Origin of the sequence: Streptomyces sp. NBC_01750, assembly GCF_035918095.1 — a bacterium.
Classification (GTDB): Bacteria; Actinomycetota; Actinomycetes; order Streptomycetales; family Streptomycetaceae; genus Streptomyces.
Window position 1 is genome coordinate 2,128,516 of record NZ_CP109137.1, and the last position, 20,477, is coordinate 2,148,992.

Here is a 20,477-nt window from a genome sequence, read left to right on the forward strand (position 1 = left end):
GGTACGGCGCAGTCGGGACACGCAGGTGGGGCCTCCCCCACTCTCGTAGGTGTCGGAGGCGCGGCGTACGGTGGAAGGCGTCAGGACCTGGGAGCGTCCGGCGTGGAAATCGGTGGTGAAACCTGATGCGGAAGCGTGGCGGTACGGAGGTCTTCCGGATCACGGGAGCCCGGCAGGGGCTCGCGGACGATGTCCGTGGCCGGCAGCGCCGCTATGTGATTTCGATGTCGGTGCGGACCCTGGCGGTCATCCTCGCCGCCGTCCTGTGGAACGTCGAACGTCATGTGGCGATCGTGGCCCTGGTGCTTGGTGGGGTTCTTCCGTACATTGCCGTCGTGATCGCCAACGCGGGCCGGGAGAACGCGCCTTCGCTGCCGTCGACCTTCGTTCCGACCCCTTCCCGGCCGGTGATCGAGCCTGTCCCGGAATCCGCGCCGACAGCCGCCGCGGCGGAGGGCGAGCCGGAAGCCGGAGCCTTTGAGCGGAACCGCCAGGAGCGCGGGCAGAGCTGATTTCCCGGCCTTGCGAAGCTCAAGAAAAGCTCAGATCAATCATGAAGTTCCGGTGCACCGCACCCCGTTCCCCGTGACATACTTCGTAGGCGCTCCGCATCCCCCGTCGGAGCGACGGACCGACGCCGGGCAGCTCCCCCCGTGGCTGCTCGGCGTCGCCTTGTTTGGGATGAACTCAGTGAGTGACGAACCCCCGATCTGCTCCGCCAAGGGCTGCCGCACCGACGCCGTCTGGGTGCTGGCGTGGAACAACCCGAAGCTGCACACTCCCGAGCGCCGCAAGACCTGGCTCGCCTGCGACGAGCACCGTGAGCATCTCTCCCACTTCCTTGGCCTGCGTGGCTTTCTCAAAGATGTGGTGACGCTCGAGGAGTGGGAACGCGGCTCCGCCGGCTCAGCCGCCGATCGCTGACATCGGCCGGTCGGGCTGCAGGAACGACGGGTCGTCAAGGCCTGATCCGGCCTTCTTGCCCCACATCGCCAGCTTCCAGAGGCGCGCGACCTCCTCGTCGGATGCGTCCGAGCGGAGCGCTGCGCGCAGGTCAGTCTCCTCGCGGGCGAACAGGCAGGTGCGCACCTGTCCGTCTGCGGTGAGGCGGGTGCGGTCGCAGGCCTGGCAGAACGGGCGGGTGACGGAGGCGATGACGCCGACCCGGTGCGGTCCGCCGTCCACCGTCCAGCGCTCGGCGGGCGCGGAGCCGCGCTCCTCGTCGCCCTCAGCGGTGAGCGTGAATCGGGTACGCAAAGACTCCAGGATGTCCCCTGCGGTGATCATGCCGTCGCGCTTCCAGCCGTGCTGCGCGTCGAGCGGCATCTGCTCGATGAAGCGCAGCTCGTAGTCGTTCGCCACGGCCCAGGCGAGCAGCTCGGGGGCTTCGTCGTCGTTGAGCCCCGGCATCAGAACCGTGTTGACCTTGACCGGAGTGAGGCCGGCGGCACGGGCCGCCTCCAGGCCGTCCAGCACATCGCGGTGGCGGTCGCGGCGGGTGAGCGTCTTGAAGACGTCGGGCCGCAGGGTGTCGAGCGAGACATTGACCCGGTCAAGACCGGCGGCCTTGAGCGCGGCCGCCGTGCGCTTGAGTCCGATGCCATTGGTGGTCAGTGACATCTTGGGGCGGGGCTCGAGAGCGGCGCACCGCTCGACTATGCCGACCAGGCCGGGGCGCAGCAGCGGCTCCCCGCCGGTGAAGCGGACCTCGGTGATCCCGAGATCGGTGACGGCGATACGGATCAGCCGGACGATCTCGTCGTCAGTGAGGAGATCCGGCTTGGCGAGCCACTGCAGACCCTCCTCCGGCATGCAGTACGTACACCGCAGATTGCACCGGTCGGTCAGTGAAACCCGCAGGTCAGTGGCCACACGGCCAAATGTGTCGATGAGCACTGTGGCCCCCTCCCCGCTTGACGGATCTTATTGACTCCGAGACTACGCCAGCGCTCCGACAACTCCGGGGGCCGATTGTCACGAGGAGCGGCACGGACGCGTCGTAGGACCCTACGACGCGGCCGTGCCGGGCACTCGGTACCAAGGTCTCGGATCAGTGTGCCCCGATCCCGGTGAGGGACTTGACCTCGAGCTCCGCGTACTTGCCCTTGTCGGGCTCCTCCTTCGACAGGAGGGAGCCGAGCCAGCCGAGCAGGAAGCCCAGCGGGATCGAGACGATGCCCGGGTTCTCCAGCGGGAACCAGTAGAAGTCCGCTTCCTTGAACATCGAGGTGGGCTTGCCGGAGACGACCGGCGAGAAGAGCACCAGCACCACCGACGCGGTCAGGCCGCCGTAGATGGACCACAGGGCGCCCTTCGTGGTGAACCTCTTCCAGAACAGGCTGTAGAGGATCGTCGGCAGATTCGCCGACGCGGCGACCGCGAAGGCGAGCGCCACCAGGCCGGCGACGTTCAGGTCACGGGCGAGCGCCCCGAGCGCGATGGAGACGATGCCGATGGCGACCGTCGCCCAGCGGGCGGCGCGGACCTCTTCCTTCTCGGTGGCCTGGCCCTTGCGGATGACGTTCGCGTAGATGTCGTGCGCGAACGACGACGAGGACGCCAGGGTGAGGCCCGCGACCACCGCGAGGATGGTGGCGAAGGCGACCGCAGAGATGACCGCCAGCAGAATCGAGCCCCCGGTGGAGCCTGATCCGCCGCCGATCTCCAGCGCCGCCAGTGGAGCCGCGGTATTGCCCGCCTTGTTCGAGGCGATGATGTCGCCGGGCTTGAGCAGCGCGGCCGCGCCGAAGCCGAGCACGATCGTCATCAGGTAGAAGGCACCGATGATGCCGATGGCCCAGTTCACGGACTTACGGGCGGCCTTGGCGGTCGGCACTGTGTAGAACCGGATCAGGATGTGCGGCAGGCCCGCGGTGCCGAGGACCAGCGCGATGCCGAGCGAGATGAAGTCCAGCTTCGAGATGCTGGTGGCGCCGTACTTGAGACCGGGCTCCAGGAACGCCGATCCCTTGCCGCTGTTCTTCGCCGCCGAGCCGAGCAGGTCCGAGAGGTTGAAGTTGAACTTCAGCAGGATCAGGAAGGTGATGAGCACGGTGCCCGCGATGAGCAGGACGGCCTTGACCATCTGCACCCAGGTGGTGCCCTTCATCCCGCCGATGGTCACGTACACGATCATCAGAACGCCGACCAGCGCGACGATAGCGATCTTGCCCGCGTCGCTGGTGATGCCGAGCAGCAGCGAGACCAGCACGCCCGCCCCCGCCATCTGCGCCAGCAGATAGAAGATCGAGACGACGATGGTGGAGGTGCCGGCGGCGGTACGGACAGGGCGCTGGCGCATCCGGTAGGCGAGGACATCGCCCATCGTGTAGCGGCCGGAGTTGCGCAGCGGTTCGGCGACCAGCAGCAGAGCGACCAGCCAGGCGACCAGGAAACCGATCGAGTACAGGAAGCCGTCGTAGCCGAAGAGCGCGATGGCGCCGGCGATACCGAGGAACGACGCGGCGGACATGTAGTCGCCGGAGACGGCGAGGCCGTTCTGGAATCCGGTGAACTGACGGCCGCCGGCATAGAAGTCGGCGGCGTTCTTGGTCTGCCGGCCGGCCCACACCGTGATGACGAGGGTCGCGACGACGAAACACGCGAAAAGCGTGATGATCAGCGGCCGGTGCTCGCTCGCCCCTTCGGCGGCGAGCAGGACCGTGGGATTCGCGGCGTACGCGGCGCTCATGCGTCAGCCTCCATACGGGACTTGATCGCGTCGGCCTTCGGGTCGAGCTTCGCGGCAGCGTGACGCGAGTAGAGCCAGGCGATGAGGAAGGTGGTGGCGAACTGGGCGAGTCCGAAGACGAGGGCGACGTTGATGTTGCCGAAGAGCTTCGTGCCCATGAAGCCGCCGGCGTAGTTGGACAGCAGGACGTACAGCAGATACCAGGCGATGAAGGCAACGGTCAGGGGGAAGGCGAAGGAGCGGTATGTGCGGCGCAGTTCGCCGAATTCCGCACTCTCCTGCACCTCGACGAACGACTCTGTCGTGGGCTGAGCGGGGCTGGTGTCCGTACCGCCCGGGGGCGGCAGTGCATCGGTAGCCACGGAATCTCCTCGTGACGCGGGTGCGGTGGGGAAGGACTTGGGGATGGTCACAGCGAAACCTCACAGTCGGGGACGGTTGGATGTTGCTCCATCCCCTGACAACGGCACGGAGAGCGCTGCGAACCGGTTCAACTCCGGCCACTTTCTTCCCGGCTTCTTCCTGGTTTCTTTTCGAACTCATTGATGGGTCCGCATGATCAGCGATAGCTTCACTGGTCATGTACCCGCCCATTCGCGTATGCCTGGGCGGTTTTCACGGATGATGTGGAGAACCCATGGCTCATCTGGGATCCAGACGGCGGCGCGCACTCGCCCTGCCTGCAGGTCTGGCGCTCACGGCCTCGCTCGGCTTCCTTCCGGCGGGAGCGGCCTCGGCCGCTCCCGCGGACGAAGTTCCCGCCGCGGTGGTGACCGACGGCCCGAAGCTGTCGTACGTCGTGAACGTCAAGGGCGGCCACGGCACCGCCAAGTCGGTCAAGAAGGCGATAGCCAAGGCCGGCGGCTCGGTGGTGATCGCCTACGACCAGATAGGCGTCATCGTCGTTCACTCGCAGAACCCGGACTTCGCCAAGGCGATCCGTACGGTCCGGGGGGTCGCATCGGCCGGCGCGACGCGCACTGCGCCGATCGCCCCCGCGAGTGACACGGCGATCGACTCCGAGCGCCCGCTGACCGCCCAGGAGGCGAAGACCGCGGCAGCGCAGGCCACGACGGGGCAGGACCCGCTCGAGCCGCTCCAGTGGGACCTGCCCGCCATCAAGGCGGACAAGGCACACCAGAAGACGCTGGGCAGCAAGAAGGTCACGGTCGCGGTCATCGACACGGGTGTCGACGACACGCACCCCGACCTCGCGCCCAACTTCAACGCCAACGCGTCGGCCAACTGCGTGAGCGGCAAGCCGGACACCACGCCCGGCTCCTGGCGGCCGGCCGCCAACGAGAGCGACCACGGCACGCATGTCGCGGGCACGATCGCCGCGGCCAAGAACGGTATCGGCGTCACCGGTGTCGCACCGGGCGTCAAGGTCGCCGGCATCAAGGTGGCGACCACGGACGGCTTCTTCTACACCGAAGCGGTCGTCTGCGGCTTTGTCTGGGCCGCCGAGCACGGCGTCGATGTGACCAACAACAGCTACTACACCGACCCGTGGCTGTTCAACTGCAAGAACGACCCCGACCAGGGCGCTCTCGTCGAGGCTCACGCCCGGGCCATCCGGTACGCGGAGCGCAAGGGCACGGTGAATGTCGCCGCGGCCGGCAACTCCGAGATGGACCTGGCCGCCGACGAGATCACGGACACGACGAGCCCGAACGACACCACCCCCGTCGAGCGGGTCATCAACCCCCGTGAGTGCCTGGACATTCCCACCCAGATTCCCGGGGTCGTCACCGTCTCCGCACTGGGTGCGAAGAACCTGAAGTCCTCGTACTCCAACTACGGTCTCGGCGTCATCGACATCTCCGCCCCGGGCGGTGACTCGACCGTCTTCCAGAAGCCGGAGGCGCCGGCCGTCGACGGCCGGATCCTGTCCACGCTGCCGGGCGGCAAGTACGGTTACAAGGCCGGTACGTCGATGGCCTCGCCGCATGTCGCGGGCGTGGTCGCGCTGATCAAGTCGACCCACCCGCACGCTTCGGCGGCGCAGGTGAAGGCGCTGCTCTACGCGCAGGCCGACGACACGGCCTGCACCAACCCGTACGACATCAACGGCGACGGCACGGTCGACGCGGTGTGCGAGGGCGGCAAGCGCGACAACAGCTTCTACGGAACGGGCGTCGCCGACGCCCTGGACGCGGTTCGCCGGTAACGGTGCTTCCCGGGGGCCGGACGCGGAGTTCCGCGTCCGGCCCCTTCGCGTGGCCGCGGGTTCCCATGGCACTCGGGTGGCACTCGGTGCCATAGTGCGTGCATGGCTCACACATCCTTGAGCGGTACGTCTTCGGGCGGCACGTCTTCGAGCGGCACGGCACACGCGTGGGCGGCGCTCGGCGGCGATCCCGCGCTCCTCGACCGCGTCAGGTACGAAGGCACGGGCGGACTGCCCGCCCGGCTGCCCGTCATGGAGCTGGCCCGCTCCTGCGTGGCGGTCTGCGCACTGGCCGCCGCCGAACTCGCCGCGCGCCGCACCGGTGGTCCGGTCCCGGCCGTCCGGGTCGACGACGGGGCGGTGACCGCAGCGTTCCACAGCGACCGGCTGGTACGGGTCGACGGCGTGGCGCCGACGACCTTCGCCCCGCTGTCCCGCTTCTGGCGGGCGGAGGACGGCTGGGTCCGTACGCACGCCAACTACCCGCATCACCGGGCCCGGTTGCTGTCCGCACTCGGGCTGCCCGGCGACGCGGATGTGGAGGCCGTCGCCGCGGGGATCGGCCGGCGGCGGGCCCTGGAGGTCGAGGAGACCGTGTACGCGGCCGGCGGTCTCGCCGTCGCCGCCCGTACGCCCGAAGAGTGGGCGGCGCACGACCAGGGATCGCGGGCCGCCGCGCACCCGCTGCTGGCCCTCACGCCGGTCCATGAACTCGACGAGCAGCCACCGCGCATCTTGCCGGAGTTGACGGGCCAGACTCTGCTTCCGGCCGCCGGGCTGCGGGTCCTGGATCTCACCCGGGTACTCGCCGGGCCGATCGCCACCCGCACTCTCGCGCTGCTCGGCGCGGATGTGCTGCGGATCGACTCCCCCCGCCTGCCGGAGAGCCAGGAGGCGCACAACGACACGGGGATGGGGAAGCGTTCGACCCTGCTGGACCTGGGCGACAGGGTTCGCGACCGGCGGATCTTCGAGGAACTGCTGGAGAGCGCCGATGTGGTGGTGCTGGGCTACCGTCCCGGCGCACTGGACCGGTTCCGCGGAATGGCACCCGCAGCGCTCGCCGCACGCAACCCGGGGCTGGTGATCGCGCAGCTCTCCGCATGGGGCCGGTACGGGCCGTGGGCCGAACGGCGCGGCTTCGACAGTCTGGTGCAGGTGGCGACCGGTATCGCGGCGGTCGAGGGCGATCACGGACAGCCCGGCGCGCTGCCCGCCCAGGCGCTGGACCACGGCACCGGATATCTGCTGGCGGCCGGCGTGCTGCGCGCACTCACCGAGCAGCACGACGAGGGCAGGGCCAGGCTGGTCCGGCTCTCCCTCACCCAGACGGCGGCCTGGCTGATGAACCGGCTCAGGAAGGATCCGGCCGAGGAGGCCGGGGTTGGCGCTGTGTACGCCCCCGAACAGTGGCTCACGGAGACGGACAGCCCCATGGGCCGGCTGCGGCACGCCGTGGCGCCGGTCTCCTTCACCGGCGGCCCCGCCAACTGGTTGCGCCCACCCGGCTTTTGGGGAGCCGACCCGCCCGAGTGGCGCTGAGCCGCACGCCCGGCCGCTGGTTCTGCCGTGGCCCGGGCTCCGGCACGAGGGCGGCACGGTCTTCCACGGCCGGCGCGCGGAGCGGGCGGTGGCGGACCGGACGCGCAGGGCGACCGCGCCGCACGGCGAGAACAACGCCGGGCCGCCGTCGACCTGTGGGACGCCGCTGTGCAAGTACCGCGCCGTGGGCGCCGGTCACGTCCTTAGGACGCTTGTGGCGCAGGGCTGGGTCCTGCGCCACAAGCACTCCGAGCTGCCACGCGAGATCAGGCCGCGCCGCGTCCGCGAGCCGCGGGCCGTGGCCGCGGAGAGCCCGGCGGCCTGATCCGGCGATCCGGGTCAGGCCCCGGTCACGGCTTGATGATGACCTTGAGCGCGGTGCGCTCGTCCATCGCCTTGTAGCCGGCCGGTACGCCGTCGAGGCCGACCGACAGGTCGAAGACGGGCGACGGGTCGATCGTGCCGTCCAGAATGTCGGGCAGCAGCTCGGGGATGTAGGCGCGGACGGGCGCGACGCCCCCACGCAGGGCGATGTTCCGGTCGAACATCACGCCGAGGTCCAGGCCGGTGCCGCTGCCGTGGGGCACGCCCACGTAGCCGATCGCGCCGCCGTCGCGGGTGATCCCGACGGCCGTACGCATCGACTGCTCGGTGCCGACGGCCTCGATCACGGCGTGCGCGCCCTGACCGCCGGTCAGCTCGCGGACGGCCGCGACGGCAGCTTCGCCGCGCTCCGCGACGACATCGGTGGCGCCGAAGGTCTTCGCGATGTCGGTACGCACCTGGTGGCGGCCGAGGGCGATGATCCGCTCGGCGCCGAGCCGCTTGGCGGCCAGCACCCCGCACAGCCCGACCGCGCCGTCGCCGACGACCGCGACCGTGGAGCCGGCCCGCACCCCGGCGCCGACGGCGGCGTGGTGCCCGGTGCCCATGACGTCGGAGAGCGCGAGCAGCGCGGTCAGCAGCCGGTCGTCGGAGGCGGCTTCGGCCGGGAGTTTGACCAGGGTGCCGTCGGCGAAGGGCACGCGCACGGCCTCGCCCTGCCCGCCGTCGGAGCCGACCGAGCCCCAGAAGCCGCCCTGCGGGCAGGACGTGTGCAGGCCCTCGCCGCAGAAGTCACAGGTGCCGTCGGACCAGACGAACGGGGCGACGACGAGGTCGCCGGGCGCGAAGCCGCTGACCGCGGAACCGGCCTCCTCGACCACGCCGAGGAACTCGTGCCCGATGCGCTGTCCCGGCCGGCGCGCGGACTCACCGCGGTACGCCCACAGGTCACTGCCGCAGATGCAGGCGCGCAGGACACGCAGGACCACGTCGGTGGGCTGCTGGATCGCCGGATCGGGCACCTCCTCCACGCGGATGTCGTGCGGGGCGTGGATGACGGTGGCGCGCATGCGGCAATTCCTTGCTGATCAGATGAGTGTCATACGAATGTAGGACTCTCACGGTACGCCTGCGGAACCCGCAGCAGCACGCCGGTGGCCAGCAGCAGCTGCGCCGCGCAGTAGGTGAGCATGATCCAGAAGTCGGGCGCCGGTGGCTGCGGCCACTCGGCGACACCGGTGGCGATCAGCGTGTCGGAGAGCAGAAAGAGCGCGCCGCCCGCGCGGGCGACGAGGCCGAGTCCGCTGGAGCGGTAGGCCATGGCGGTGAGCAGCAGCGAGTAACCGGCGACCGGGATGCGCAGCTCGGCAGGGAGGTCGGGCCACAGTTGCGCGACGGCGGCGACGAGAGCGGTGCCGAAGACCGCCGCGAGCAGTCCGGAGGTACGCGTACGTCCGAAGAGGACCAGGTAGCAGACGTGTCCGGCAGCGAATGACCCCATGCCGACGAGGAAGGCCCAGTCCGCGTCGCCGAGCAGGAAGACATCGCCGCCCCAGCCGAAGAGCAGCGCGGCGACGAGCGTCCGGGGCGCACCGCGGGTGATGGCGTATGCCGCGAGCAGCGGCATCAGGAGGGGCTTGGCGACCTGGTGCCCGATGTCCGGGCCGAGGACGAGGAAGGCCAGATCGCAGCCGACTGCGAGGAGGAAGGAGAGGAGGAGGGCCCGGCCGGTCCGATCGCGGGACGCACGGCCGGCGACAGCGGTGGGCTCGTGCCGCCGCGTGCTCACGCGGCGGCCTCCGGCGCGGCGGCCGCCGCCGCAGTCCGTGGCTCCGGCTGCCAGCCGGGGCCACGGAAGACCCGCCCGGCCCGCTCGCGCCAGCTGTCCGCGGCTCGTACGTCCCGGGCGATCGCCGCGTACTCATGCGTGGCGACCCGCAGCGGGTTGTGGGTCCCGATGTTCTTGGTGAGCCCGAACACGGGCCGCTCGGTCTCGGGCGTGAACGACCCGAAGAGCCGGTCCCAGACGATCAGGATCCCGCCGAAGTTCCGGTCCAGATAGCCGCCTTGGGAGGCGTGATGCACCCGGTGGTGGGAGGGCGTGTTCAGTACGTACTCCAGGGGCCGCGGCAGCTTGTCGATCCGCTCGGTGTGCACCCAGAACTGGTACACGAGGCTGGCGGACGAGCAGAAGGCGAGCGCGGCCGGATGCACACCGCACGCGATGAGCGGCAGATAGAACGGCCAGACCGTCAGACTCGTCCAGGGCTGGCGCAGCGCGGTGGTGAGGTTGAACTTCCGGCTCGAGTGGTGCACGACATGGCAGGCCCACAGGATCCGGATGACATGGTGGCCGCGGTGGGACCAGTAGTAGAAGAAGTCCTGCGCGAGCAGCATCAGCAGGATCGTCCACCACAGGACGGGGACGCGTGCGGGGGTGAGCTCGTAGACCGCGGTGTAGATCGCGACGATGGGGATCTTCCACAGGAAGTCGAAGACAAGACTGCCGAGCCCCATGCCGACGCTGGTGGCGGCGTCCCTGGTGTCGTACCCGGCGGCATCCTCGTCGGGATGGAGGCGGACGGTCACCATCTCCAGGGCGCTGAGCAGCACGAAGGCGGGTATCGACCACAGCACGACATCGGGCAGGTTCGGCATGGGTGCACCGTAGAGGCGGGGGCCGTGGCGCGGCTAGATGGTGTTACCGACAAGTATGCGAGACAAGTTGTCATCAACCGTTGGTGACTTCCGCCAAGCTGTCGCGAGTCCGGTACGGGTACGGTGCGGTCGTATCTCAGACGCCCGCCGCGCCCAGCAGCGAACCCGCCCCGTATGTCACCGCCATCGCCACCGCTCCGCCGCCCATGTTCCTCAGCACCGCCGGGCCCGCGGCCGCCGCGCCCAGGCGTGCGCTCCACCAGCCCGTCAGGGCCAGGGCCGCGAGCACCGAGAACACGGTGACGTACAACCGCATCGACGGCGGCGGCAGAACGATCGCCAGCAGCGGCAGCAGCGCGCCGACCGTGAAGGCCAGGAAGCTGGCGCCTGCCGCGTGCCAGGGGTTCGTCAGTTGGTCCGGGTCGATGCCGAGCTCGACGCGCGCGTGGGCGCGCAGCGCGTCCCGTTCGGTGAGCTGTTCCGCCGCCTCGCGGGCCACTTCCAGGGACAGGCCGCGGGCCGCCAACAGACCGGTCAGCTCCTCGAGTTCCTCCTCCGGCTGTTCGCGCAGCTCGCGTCGCTCCATGGCCAGCGCCGCCTTCTCCGAGTCGCGCTGCGCGGATACGGAGACGTACTCACCGGCCGCCATCGACATGGAGCCGGCCAGCAGTCCCGCCAGACCCGCGGTGAGCAGGGTGTCGCGCGAGCTCGTGGCTCCGGCGACGCCGACGACGAGGCCCGCGGTGGAGACGACGCCGTCGTTGGCGCCGAGTACCGCGGCACGGAGCCAGTTGAGCCGCGAGCCGAGCGCCCCGCCGTGGGCTTCGTCGTGAGGTGCGTCGTGGGGTACGTCAGTCACCTCGGGAGACTCTCACCCGGCCCGTCACCAGACGCGCACCGACCCGCCCCGCGCGAAGGCGGGACTCGTCGCGTCGGCCGGTATCTCCCCCAGGGGCTCGGCGATCTCCTCGACCGTCGGACCGACCTTCGCCGCGATCGGGTCGAGGATGCCCAGGTCGAAACCGTAGACACGCGCGGCGTTGCCGCCGGCCATCGCCGCGACCTCGTCCCTCGGCAGACCCGCGTAGGCGATGCGGAGACCTTCGCGGGAGTACGGGGCCGTGCCCTCGTCGTGCGGATAGTCGCTGCCCCACATGATCTTGTCGAGGCCGATCCGGTCGCGCAGCGGCACCTCGTGCGGACGCATGAAGCTCGCGCCGACGAAGCAGTTGTCGCGCCAGACCTCGCTCGGACCTCTGCCCATCGAAGCGGCAAGCCCGGCACCGAACTTGGACTCGGCGGTGACGGCCCTGTTCGCCGCGGCCACCAGGCGCGAGTGGTAGTAGTCCAGCATGTCGAGCACGCCCGGAATCCACCCGGAACCCTGTTCGGTGAGGACCAGTCTCAGGCCCGGGTGGCGGCGGAAGGCGCCGCCGAAGATCAGGTGCCACAGCGCCCGGTGCGAGAACCAGGTGGTCTCCACCATGAACACCGCCCGGGCCGCCGGTTCGTCGCCCAGCGGCGGGGACGCCGAGCCGCCGTGGTGGTTGACCGGTATGCCGAGCTCGTCGCAGACCGCCCAGACCGGGTCGTACGTCTGCGAGTACAGCTCGGGCAGACCCGAGCCCGGCGGGGTACCGGGCAGCAGGATCCCGCCGGTGAGGCCCGCCTCCTTGATCCGGTGGATCTCGCGGACCGCCTCGTCCACGTCGTTGAGCAGGATCTGCGCGACGCCCGCCCGGCGCCCGGGGGCCGCCGCGCAGAAGTCGGCGAGCCAGCGGTTGTGGGCACGCAGTCCGGCCCAGCGGTGCTCGTACTCCTCCCGCGTCGGCGCCGGAGCCATCAGGGAGGCGCTGGGGAAGAAGGGCGGGATGGTGTTGGGGAAGACGACCTCGGCGACGATGCCGTCCACCTCCAGCTCGGCCAGCCGCCGGTCCGAGTTCCAGTTGCGGTCGGCCGTGTCGGCGAGGAGATCCTCGTACGGATTGATGTAGGTGTCCGCCCAGGCGTCGAAGTCCTCGTGGTACCTCTTCTCCAAGTACGGCTTGTAGTCGGGGAGATCGGCGCCGGCGTGGCAGTCGGCGGAGATGACGGTGTAGCGGTCCGTCGCGCGGTCGGTGGTGCGGCCCGTCATGAGGACGCTCCCAGGACCGGGAAGTCGTTGTCGGTCAGCCAGTGCCGGCCCACCTCTCGCGACCTCGCCCACGACGCCTCGACGGCCGCCTGGTCGTCGGACTGGCCCAGCTCGGCCGGCGTCGGGCCGATCCGCCGGGCGACCGGCTCCAGCGCGGACACGTCGAAGCCGAAAACCTCCGCCGCGGCCAGGCCGAGCATGCGCCGGGTCTCGGCGACCGGGATGTCGTGGAAGGTGTTCCTCAGCCATACGCGGGTGTTGGGCCAGGTCCCTTCCGGATGAGGGAAGTCGCTGCCCCAGAGGATGTTGTCGACGCCTATCTCGTACCGCTGCGCCAGCTCGCGCCGCTTGGTGTTGGTGGCGCAGATGAAGATCTGCCGGTCGAGATACTCGCTCGGCGGCCTCTTCAGCTCGGCGAACGGCGACAGTTTCTTCCCGCCGTGGGCTCCGAGGTAGAGCCGGTCCATGAACCACAGGAGGTTCGGCAGCCACCAGCAGCCGGACTCGGCGACGCCGAACTTCAGGCGCGGGTGGCGTTCGAAGACGCCCGACCAGAGCAGGAACCACAGCGGGCGGGCCGGCCACCAGGTGACCTCCGAGACGTAGATGCCCAGGTGGTCGCCGTACTCATGGCGTGGAGCCGCGCCGGAGTGGGTGAGCACCGGCATACCGGTCTCGGCGGCGGCGGCCCACACGGGGTCGTAACGGCGATCGTGGTAGGGCGCCTTGTCCACCCACATCGAGGGGATCATCAGCGCGCCGAGCCCGGACTCCCTGGCCCGGTGGATCTCGGCGACGACACTGTCGACCTCGCCGGTGACAGGCAGCAGGGCGACCCCGCAGTGACGTGCCGCGTTCTCCGTGTTCCCGCCGACGAACTCGGCAAGCCAGCGGTTGTGCGCCTGTGCGCCCGCCATACCGAGGCCGGGGTCCTGGTCGCCGGAGAGTCCGAGGCCGACCCCGAAGGGCGCGGCGGTGCGGCTGTCCACGGCGTCCGCGTCGGGGAAGACGACTTCGGCCGCCACTCCGTCGCCGTCGAGCTCCTTGATCCGCTGGGCGCTGTCCCAGCCTCCCTTCAGACCTTCCGAGTTGTCGCTGAACCACTTGGCCGCGAAGGCCTCGTTGCGTACACCGAGCCGGTTCATCTCCTCGCGGCGCGCGTCGCGCCCGGCGAGGAATTCGTCGAAGGCCCGGTGGAACCTGCTGTCCAGATAGGGCCGGTACTGCTCGGTCGGCAGTCCGGCATGGCAGTCGGAGGAGATGATCAGGTACGGGTCCGCCATCACGCATCCCTCAATCGAGAATGAAGCTTTCCAGGTACGACGGGTCGGCGCGGTCGAGCATCGACTGCGACCTGGCGCGGATCTGCCGGTCGCTGCGCTCGCTCTCCGGCAGCATCCAGAACCGGTCCGCACGGATCCCGTCCACGACGAGTGCGGCGACCTCCTCGACCGGCGTGAACGTCACCTCGTGCCCTGCGTCCCTCATCGCCGCCTCCCACTGGTCGAGGCTGCGGTACGGCGTCCTGCGCGGCCGCTCCTTGGCATAGCGCTCGGGCCGGTTGCGGTGCGACTCCCACAGTCCGGTGCGCAGCATGTGCGGTCCCGGGAAGAGCACGGACGCGCCCACACGCGCGTGCTCCGCCTTCAGATGCGCGTACAGCGACTCGGTCATCGTCACGACCGCAGCCTTGGTGACGGCGTAGACGGAGGCGGTGGGCAGCGGGGCGATTCCGCCGTCGCCCGACGAGGTGTTGACGACATGGCCGGGCTCGCCGCTCTCGATCATGCGCGGCACGAAGGCCTGGATGCCGTGGAAGACGCCCCAGACGTTGACCGCGAAGGCCCACTTCCAGTCGTTGGGCTCGTGTTCCCACATCCGGCCCTCGGCGCCGGAACCGACGCCCGCGTTGTTGCACAGGACATGGACGGCGCCGAAGGTCCTGTACGCCGCGTCCGCCAGCGCGAACAAGGAGGCCCGGTCGCTGACGTCGACGGTGCGGGCGAGCACCCGGGCGCCTTCCCCGGTCAGTTCGTCCGCGGCCGCGCTCAGCGCCTTCTCCTCGACGTCCGCGAGGACGACCTTCAGCCCGTCCGCCGCGAAGCGGCGCGCCATCGCAAGGCCGACGCCGCTCGCGGCACCCGTGACGACGGCGACCTGTCCCGCCGTCAGCTCCATCAGACGCTCCCCTCTGGCGGGCCGTCGAGGATCTGCCGAGGGTCGTCGTAGCGCTGATGGATGTAGGGCAGCAGCGCCTGCGCGCTGACCCGTTCCACGACCCGGCCCTTCTGGTCGGTGGTCTTCTCGCCGACGGTGAGCTCGACCACGCGGCGTACGGGGAGGTCGGCGACGGGGTCGTACATGGACTCCCGCAGCACGATGTCGCCGGTGATCCTCTCCAGCTTGCGGAACTTCTCGTTACGGGTGCAGTGGACGAGGACCGGGTCGGCGTCGAAGCCCTGGCCGTCCACGGCGGGCAGGAACTTGAAGTAGAAGTCGAGCTTCTCGGCCGGCTCGGGCAGCGGAAGGGGTCCGTCCACCGCGCCCCGCACCTCGACGAAGGCGATGCCGTGCCGGGCGAGCACCGCCCGTACGACCAGGCCGTCGCGTTCGACCCCGACCTCGCCCAGCTTCTTCGGCTCGCCGAAGACCTCACGGCCGCCGATCAGCGCGCGCTCATGGGTCATCGGCATGACGAGCGGGTACCACCCCTCGCGGCCGTCGTGCAGCGCGGCGACCGCCACGGAGCCCGCTCCCAGCCGATAGCCGGGCAGATCGACCTTGCTGATGCCGGCCCGTACGAGCGGCCGCTCGGTGGGCTTGAGCGGCGGCGGCAGTACGGCCGCCACCGCGTCCGGGTCGCTCTCCCACACTGCCGTCACGCCCGTGGACCAGATGTCGGGGAGCTTGGAACTGGATGCACGGGCCGCGGCGATCTCCGCCTCGGTGCGCGCGCCGTACCGTACGCGTGCCATGTCGTACCCGCCCTTCGTGGGGTGTTCCTCTCCGGGGTCTGTAACACAGTTACACCGGAGGCGATGAAGGGTAAAGAGCCGTGCGCGTACCGGAATTGGGGGCACCATGCCGAGAACCGCCCTGACCCGCGAAGAGGTCCTCGACTCGGCTGCCGTCCTCGTCAGGCAGCACGGCCCGCAGGCCCTGACGATGCGCAAGCTCGCCGCCGGGCTCGGCACCGCCGTCACCTCGATCTACTGGCATGTCGGCAATCGCGAGTCGCTGCTCGACGCTCTGGTCGAGCGCACGGTGCAGGAGATGGGCGCCATCCGGCCCACCGGCCGTACACCCGCCGAGCGCGCGGTCTCGGTCGCGCGCAAGCTCCGTCGTGAGCTGCGGGACCGTCCTCATCTGATCGCGATGGTCCATGAACGGGGGCTCACCGAAAGGATGTTCCTGCCCGCCCAACAGGCGCTCGTCCATGAGGTGCACGCGGCGGGGCTGCGCGGGGCGCGCGCAGCCGAGGCTGTGCGCGCCGTGCAGTTCCAGGTCGTCGGCTTCGTACTCGTCGAGCGCAACCGCGAACGCTCGCCCGTCCAGTCGCCGGGGGAGGGCGAGTTGTGGGAGGCCGCCGGCGCGGCGGAGCACGACCCGGCGCTGGCCCGTGCGCTGGCGCGCCCCGCCGATCCGGAGAAGCTGTTCACCGCCTCCGTACGGGCGCTGGTGAGCGCCCTGCTGGACGGCTGAAACCGGACGTCAGGAGTCTCGGGGCCGATAACAGCGCCGACGCGCCCGACTCCGAACCCGGGGCCGGCAGGCGGCTGTTGCTCGCCCATGGCGTGGTTCCGTGTCCCCCGATGGAGCGACAGTCACCGCCCGCCCGCTCGTGACCGGAGCGGTCCACCCGCTCGTGACCGGAGCGGTCCTTCGGCCGCCGCGGCCCGGACCTGGTCACCGTCAGCACCCCGACACCGAACCGGCCATGCGGCCGGGCGGATGGCGGGCCTGTCAGTCCCGGCCCGTATTCTCTGTGACCATGCTCGACGACCGTACAACCGCAGCAACAACGTGGCCGGCCGCGTACCCACAGGGGTACGCGGTCGTCGACGTGGAGACCACCGGACTCGCCCGCGACGACCGGATAATCTCCGCTGCGGTGTACCGCCTCGACGCCCGGGGCAATGTCGAGGACCACTGGTACACCCTGGTCAACCCGGAGCGGGATCCGGGCCCGGTGTGGATCCACGGTCTGACCAGCGATGTGCTGGAGGGCGCCCCGCTCTTCGGCGAGATCGCGGGCGAGTTCGCCGAGCGGCTCGACGGCCGGGTCCTCGTCGCGCACAACGCCATCTTCGACTGGTCGATGATCGCCCGGGAGTACGCACGCGCGGAGGGGACCGCGCCCACCCGTCAGCGGCTGTGCACCATCGCGCTCTCCAAGGAGCTGCGGCTGCCGCTGCCCAACCACAAGCTGGCGTCGCTCGCCGCGCACTTCGGTGTCGTACAGCAGCGGGCGCACCACGCGCTCGACGACGCGCGCGTGCTGGCCGAGGCGTTCCGGCCGAGTCTGCACACCGCGGCCCGCGACGGGGTGCGACTGCCGCTGCTGGAGTGCCGCCCGCTGACCGAGTGGTCGGACTCCCCCGCCGCCCCGCGGATCGGCTACCAGGCCTCGTACGGGCAGAGCAGTTGGCGGCCCTCGCGCAAACGCCCGCCGTGCCCCTATCCCAACCCCGGGCGATACCAGGCGGACAAACCGCTCGTGCAAGGCATGCGGGTGGCCTTCTCGGGCGACACCTCCGTCGACCGCGAGCTGCTCGAGGACCGGGCGATCGAGGCGGGGCTGCATATCGCGTCCGGCGTCTCCCGGCTGACCAGCCTGCTGGTGACCAACGATCCGCAGGCGTCGACCTCGAAGACCGTCAAGGCGAAGTCGTACGGCACGCCGGTGATCGACGAGGCGGCCTTCACCCAGCTGTTGCGGGACGTGGCTCCGGCACCCGCATCGGAGTGAACCCGGCGCGACTCGCCCGGCGACCGCTCGCCCCGTGGCGCCTCGCGTCCCACCCTGTGGCGCATGGCACGTTGCGAGGTATGCGGAAACGACTACGGCATGTCCTTCGAGGTGCACGCGCAGGGCGCGGTGCACGTCTTCGACTGCTTCTCCTGCGCCATTCACCGCATGGCGCCCATCTGTGAACACTGCCGGGTCCAGATCATCGGCCAGGGCGTCGAGGTCGAGGGCCACTGGTTCTGCGGCGGGCACTGCGCCCGCGCAGACGGGAGGGCGGGCATCGTCGACAAAGTCTGATCCCACGGCCCCCGCCCACGGTGCTCGGGGGCACCGCACCCCGACCCCCACCCTCCGCACCCCATGACCCCAGTTGTACGGTCATGGGGTGTACCGCTTCCTGTTGTCCCGGCAGTGGGTGATCCTCACCCTCATCGCCCTCGTCCTCATCCCCGCGATGATCGAGCTGGGCTTCTGGCAGCTTCACCGGCACGAGCACCGGGTCGAGCAGAACACCCTGATCTCGCGGAACCTCAAGGCGAAGCCCGTCCCCGTGACCGAGCTCACCTCCCCGGGGCACACCGTGCCGCGCGCCGACTACTGGCGCCAGGTCACCGCCACCGGCACCTTCGACACCGCGCGCGAAGTCGTCGTACGCCGCCGCACCTCCGCCGACGAGCGCGTCGGCTTCCATGTGCTGACCCCGCTGGTCCTGGCCGACGGCCGGGCGGTCCTGGTCAACCGCGGCTGGGTGCCGTCCGCCGCCGACCAGAAGTCCTTCCCTCCCGTACCCGCGGCGCCCAAGGGCACCGTGACCGTCACCGGCCGGCTCAAGGCCGACGAGACGACGAGCGCCAGCGGCATCAAGGACCTGTCCGGCCTGCCGCTCCGCCAGATCATGCTGATCAACAGTGCGCAGCAGACGAAGTCGCTGGGCCGGTCCGTCCTCGGCGGCTATCTGGAACAGAGCGCGCCGGAGCCCTCGGGCGGCAATCCGGAACTGATCCCCGAACCCGATCACGAGTCCATCGGCCCGCACATGGCATACGCCGTCCAGTGGTGGCTGTTCGCCGCGGCCGTACCTGTCGGCTGGGTGATTCTCGTACGCCGCGAGAAGCACGACCGCCGGGCAGCCGACGCCCGGAGCGCCCCGCAGCCCGCCCCCGCGACCGCTTAACCGCAGCGTTTGGCGGGAACACGCCAGAGCGTGACCCAACGTATAGAGGACTACGCCCTCATCGGCGATCTGCAGACCGCGGCGCTGGTCGGCAAAGACGGCTCCATCGACTGGCTGTGCCTGCCCCACTTCGACTCGCCGGCCTGCTTCGCCGCACTGCTGGGCGACGAGGAGAACGGCCACTGGCGGATCGCCCCCAAGGGCGCCGGGCAGTGCACCCGCCGCAGCTACGTCGGTGAATCGCTGGTCCTGGAGTCGGTGTGGGAGACCCGCTCCGGCACCGTCAAAGTCCTCGACTTCATGCCGCAGCGCGACACGGCGCCCGATGTCGTCCGGATCGTGGAGGGCGTCAGCGGCAGGGTGGAGATGAACGGGACGCTGCGGCTGCGCTTCGACTACGGCTCCGTCGTGCCGTGGATGCGCCGCTCGGACGGCCACCGGGTGGCGATCGCCGGCCCCGACTCCGTATGGCTGCGCAGCGAGCCGCAGGTCAAGACCTGGGGACACGAGTTGAGCACCCGCTCGTCGTTCACGGTCGGCCCGGGCGAAAAGGTGGCTTTCATCCTCACCTGGCATCCTTCGAACGAACCGCGGCCATGGCTCTGCGATCCGCTGGAGTCACTGGAGCAGAGCCTGGAGGACTGGGCCAAGTGGTCCTCGCGCTGCCGGAGCAAGGGCCCGTACCGCGAGGCCGTCGTCCGCTCTCTGATCACCCTGAAGGCACTCACCTTCGAGCCGACCGGCGGGATCGTCGCCGCGCCCACCACGTCCCTGCCGGAGGAGCTCGGCGGCGTACGCAACTGGGACTACCGCTACTGCTGGCTGCGAGACTCCACCCTCACCCTGGGCGCGCTCCTTTCGGCCGGCTACCTCGACGAGGCGGCGGCCTGGCGCGACTGGCTGCTGCGGGCGGTGGCCGGTGACCCCGCCGATCTGCAGATCATGTACGGGCTGTCCGGCGAGCGCCGGCTGCCCGAGACGGAGCTGCCGTGGCTGAGCGGGTACGCGGGCTCCGTCCCGGTCCGTACCGGCAACGAAGCCGTACGCCAACTGCAGCTCGATGTGTACGGAGAGGTCATCGACTCCCTCCGTCTGGGGCGGGAGGCCGGCCTGTCCTCGGAGAGGCACGCCTGGAATCTGCAGCTCAGCCTGCTCGGATTCCTGGAGTCGAAGTGGCGCGAGCCGGACGAGGGGCTCTGGGAAGTACGCGGCGCGCGCCGCCACTTCGTGCACTCCAAAGTGATGTCGTGGGTCGCGGCGGACCGTGCGGTTCGAACCCTGGAGGAGCATCCTTCGCTGCCCGGCGACGTCGCGCGGTGGCGGACGATGCGGGACGAAGTGCACCGGGAAGTGTGTGAGAAGGGGTACGACCCGGTACGGAACACCTTCACGCAGTCGTACGGCTCCATCGAACTCGACGCCGCGGCGCTGCTGATCCCGCGGGTCGGCTTTCTGCCGCCCGACGATCCGCGGGTGACCGGGACGGTGGACGCGGTACGGGCGGAGCTGGGCGCCGACGGTCTGGTGCGCCGCTACAGCACGGACAACAAGGCTGTCGACGCGCTGCCGGGAGGCGAAGGGGCGTTCCTGGCCTGCTCGTTCTGGATGGCGGACGCGCTGCGGATGACGGGCCGGGTGAAGGAGGCCACAGAGCTCTTCGAGCGGCTGCTCGCCCTGCGCAACGATGTCGGGCTGCTCGCCGAGGAGTACGACCCGGTGAGCGGTCGCCAGGTCGGGAACTTCCCGCAGGCCTTCAGCCATATCGGGCTGGTGAACACGGCCCTCGCGCTGAGCGGGGAAGAGACGGCAGGATAG

The 20,477-nt window shown here is 70.2% G+C and carries 21 protein-coding genes; 10 read left to right on the plus strand and 11 right to left on the minus strand.

Annotated features, from left to right (window positions below):
- Positions 1 to 125 precede the first annotated feature (125 nt).
- Together OG966_RS09610 and OG966_RS09615 are read left to right on the plus strand one after the other, a co-directional pair.
- Positions 126 to 512 carry a DUF3099 domain-containing protein gene (locus tag OG966_RS09610; RefSeq protein WP_326649042.1) on the plus strand — a complete coding sequence of 129 codons (387 nt, stop codon included), beginning with the start codon at positions 126 to 128 and terminating at the stop codon, positions 510 to 512.
- A 169-nt stretch (positions 513 to 681) separates the two neighbouring features.
- Entirely contained in the window at positions 682 to 924 is a 243-nt protein-coding gene (locus tag OG966_RS09615) for a hypothetical protein (protein ID WP_326649043.1), read from the plus strand.
- Here the strand turns inward: OG966_RS09615 and moaA are convergent.
- From moaA to OG966_RS09630, 3 genes are all read right to left on the minus strand, one after another.
- Positions 907 to 1,896: a GTP 3',8-cyclase MoaA gene (gene moaA / locus OG966_RS09620; RefSeq protein ID WP_326649044.1), complete on the minus strand. Its 990-nt coding sequence runs from the start codon at positions 1,894 to 1,896 to the stop codon at positions 907 to 909. The genes OG966_RS09615 and moaA overlap by 18 nt on opposite strands.
- A gap of 154 nt (positions 1,897 to 2,050) precedes the next feature.
- Complete coding sequence (locus tag OG966_RS09625) at positions 2,051 to 3,691, minus strand: solute symporter family protein (RefSeq protein ID WP_326649045.1); 1,641 nt, start codon at positions 3,689 to 3,691, stop codon at positions 2,051 to 2,053.
- A complete protein-coding gene (locus OG966_RS09630) occupies positions 3,688 to 4,053 on the minus strand; it encodes a DUF485 domain-containing protein (protein ID WP_326649046.1) in 366 nt (121 codons plus the stop codon). Before OG966_RS09630 ends, OG966_RS09625 begins: the two co-directional genes overlap by 4 nt.
- A 275-nt stretch (positions 4,054 to 4,328) precedes the next feature.
- Between OG966_RS09630 and OG966_RS09635 the strand changes: the two genes are divergently transcribed.
- From OG966_RS09635 to OG966_RS09645, 3 genes are all read left to right on the plus strand, one after another.
- Positions 4,329 to 5,861 (plus strand): S8 family peptidase, encoded by a 1,533-nt coding sequence (locus OG966_RS09635; RefSeq protein WP_326649047.1) that lies wholly within the window; start codon positions 4,329 to 4,331, stop codon positions 5,859 to 5,861.
- A 102-nt stretch (positions 5,862 to 5,963) separates the two neighbouring features.
- A complete protein-coding gene (locus OG966_RS09640) occupies positions 5,964 to 7,403 on the plus strand; it encodes a CoA transferase (RefSeq protein WP_326649048.1) in 1,440 nt (479 codons plus the stop codon).
- Positions 7,404 to 7,491: 88 nt separating this feature from the next.
- Complete coding sequence (locus OG966_RS09645) at positions 7,492 to 7,728, plus strand: hypothetical protein (RefSeq protein WP_326649049.1); 237 nt, start codon at positions 7,492 to 7,494, stop codon at positions 7,726 to 7,728.
- Positions 7,729 to 7,753: 25 nt separating this feature from the next.
- Here OG966_RS09645 and OG966_RS09650 read toward each other — a convergent pair whose 3' ends face one another.
- The 8 genes from OG966_RS09650 to OG966_RS09685 all read right to left on the minus strand — a co-directional run bounded on the left by OG966_RS09650 (position 7,754) and on the right by OG966_RS09685 (position 15,494).
- Entirely contained in the window at positions 7,754 to 8,797 is a 1,044-nt protein-coding gene (locus OG966_RS09650) for a zinc-dependent alcohol dehydrogenase family protein (protein WP_326649050.1), read from the minus strand.
- A gap of 29 nt (positions 8,798 to 8,826) precedes the next feature.
- A complete protein-coding gene (locus tag OG966_RS09655) occupies positions 8,827 to 9,516 on the minus strand; it encodes a lysoplasmalogenase (protein ID WP_326649051.1) in 690 nt (229 codons plus the stop codon).
- Complete coding sequence (locus OG966_RS09660) at positions 9,513 to 10,385, minus strand: sterol desaturase family protein (RefSeq protein ID WP_326649052.1); 873 nt, start codon at positions 10,383 to 10,385, stop codon at positions 9,513 to 9,515. Before OG966_RS09660 ends, OG966_RS09655 begins: the two co-directional genes overlap by 4 nt.
- A gap of 136 nt (positions 10,386 to 10,521) precedes the next feature.
- Positions 10,522 to 11,244 (minus strand): VIT1/CCC1 transporter family protein, encoded by a 723-nt coding sequence (locus OG966_RS09665; RefSeq protein WP_326649053.1) that lies wholly within the window; start codon positions 11,242 to 11,244, stop codon positions 10,522 to 10,524.
- Positions 11,245 to 11,268: 24 nt separating this feature from the next.
- The gene (locus OG966_RS09670) at positions 11,269 to 12,519 is read right to left on the minus strand and encodes an amidohydrolase family protein (RefSeq protein ID WP_326649054.1); all 1,251 of its coding nucleotides are present in this window, start codon (positions 12,517 to 12,519) and stop codon (positions 11,269 to 11,271) included.
- Complete coding sequence (locus OG966_RS09675) at positions 12,516 to 13,802, minus strand: amidohydrolase family protein (protein ID WP_326649055.1); 1,287 nt, start codon at positions 13,800 to 13,802, stop codon at positions 12,516 to 12,518. Before OG966_RS09675 ends, OG966_RS09670 begins: the two co-directional genes overlap by 4 nt.
- Positions 13,803 to 13,812: 10 nt before the next feature.
- Positions 13,813 to 14,697, minus strand: coding sequence for an SDR family NAD(P)-dependent oxidoreductase (locus OG966_RS09680; RefSeq protein WP_326649056.1), 885 nt, complete (start codon positions 14,695 to 14,697; stop codon positions 13,813 to 13,815).
- A complete protein-coding gene (locus OG966_RS09685) occupies positions 14,697 to 15,494 on the minus strand; it encodes an acetoacetate decarboxylase family protein (protein WP_326649057.1) in 798 nt (265 codons plus the stop codon). The genes OG966_RS09680 and OG966_RS09685 overlap by 1 nt, the downstream gene beginning before the upstream one ends.
- Before the next feature lie 106 nt (positions 15,495 to 15,600).
- On the opposite strand from OG966_RS09685, the gene OG966_RS09690 reads away from it, so the two are divergent.
- The 5 genes from OG966_RS09690 to OG966_RS09710 all read left to right on the plus strand — a co-directional run bounded on the left by OG966_RS09690 (position 15,601) and on the right by OG966_RS09710 (position 20,477).
- The gene (locus OG966_RS09690; RefSeq protein ID WP_326649058.1) at positions 15,601 to 16,221 is read left to right on the plus strand and encodes a TetR/AcrR family transcriptional regulator; all 621 of its coding nucleotides are present in this window, start codon (positions 15,601 to 15,603) and stop codon (positions 16,219 to 16,221) included.
- Between the two features lie 289 nt (positions 16,222 to 16,510).
- On the plus strand, positions 16,511 to 17,488 hold the full coding sequence (locus OG966_RS09695; RefSeq protein ID WP_326649060.1) for a DEDDh family exonuclease: 978 nt from the start codon (positions 16,511 to 16,513) through the stop codon (positions 17,486 to 17,488).
- 63 nt (positions 17,489 to 17,551) lie between these two features.
- On the plus strand, positions 17,552 to 17,785 hold the full coding sequence (locus OG966_RS09700; protein WP_266542878.1) for a hypothetical protein: 234 nt from the start codon (positions 17,552 to 17,554) through the stop codon (positions 17,783 to 17,785).
- A gap of 88 nt (positions 17,786 to 17,873) precedes the next feature.
- Entirely contained in the window at positions 17,874 to 18,662 is a 789-nt protein-coding gene (locus OG966_RS09705) for an SURF1 family cytochrome oxidase biogenesis protein (protein WP_326649061.1), read from the plus strand.
- Positions 18,663 to 18,692: 30 nt separating this feature from the next.
- Entirely contained in the window at positions 18,693 to 20,477 is a 1,785-nt protein-coding gene (locus OG966_RS09710; RefSeq protein ID WP_326649062.1) for a glycoside hydrolase family 15 protein, read from the plus strand.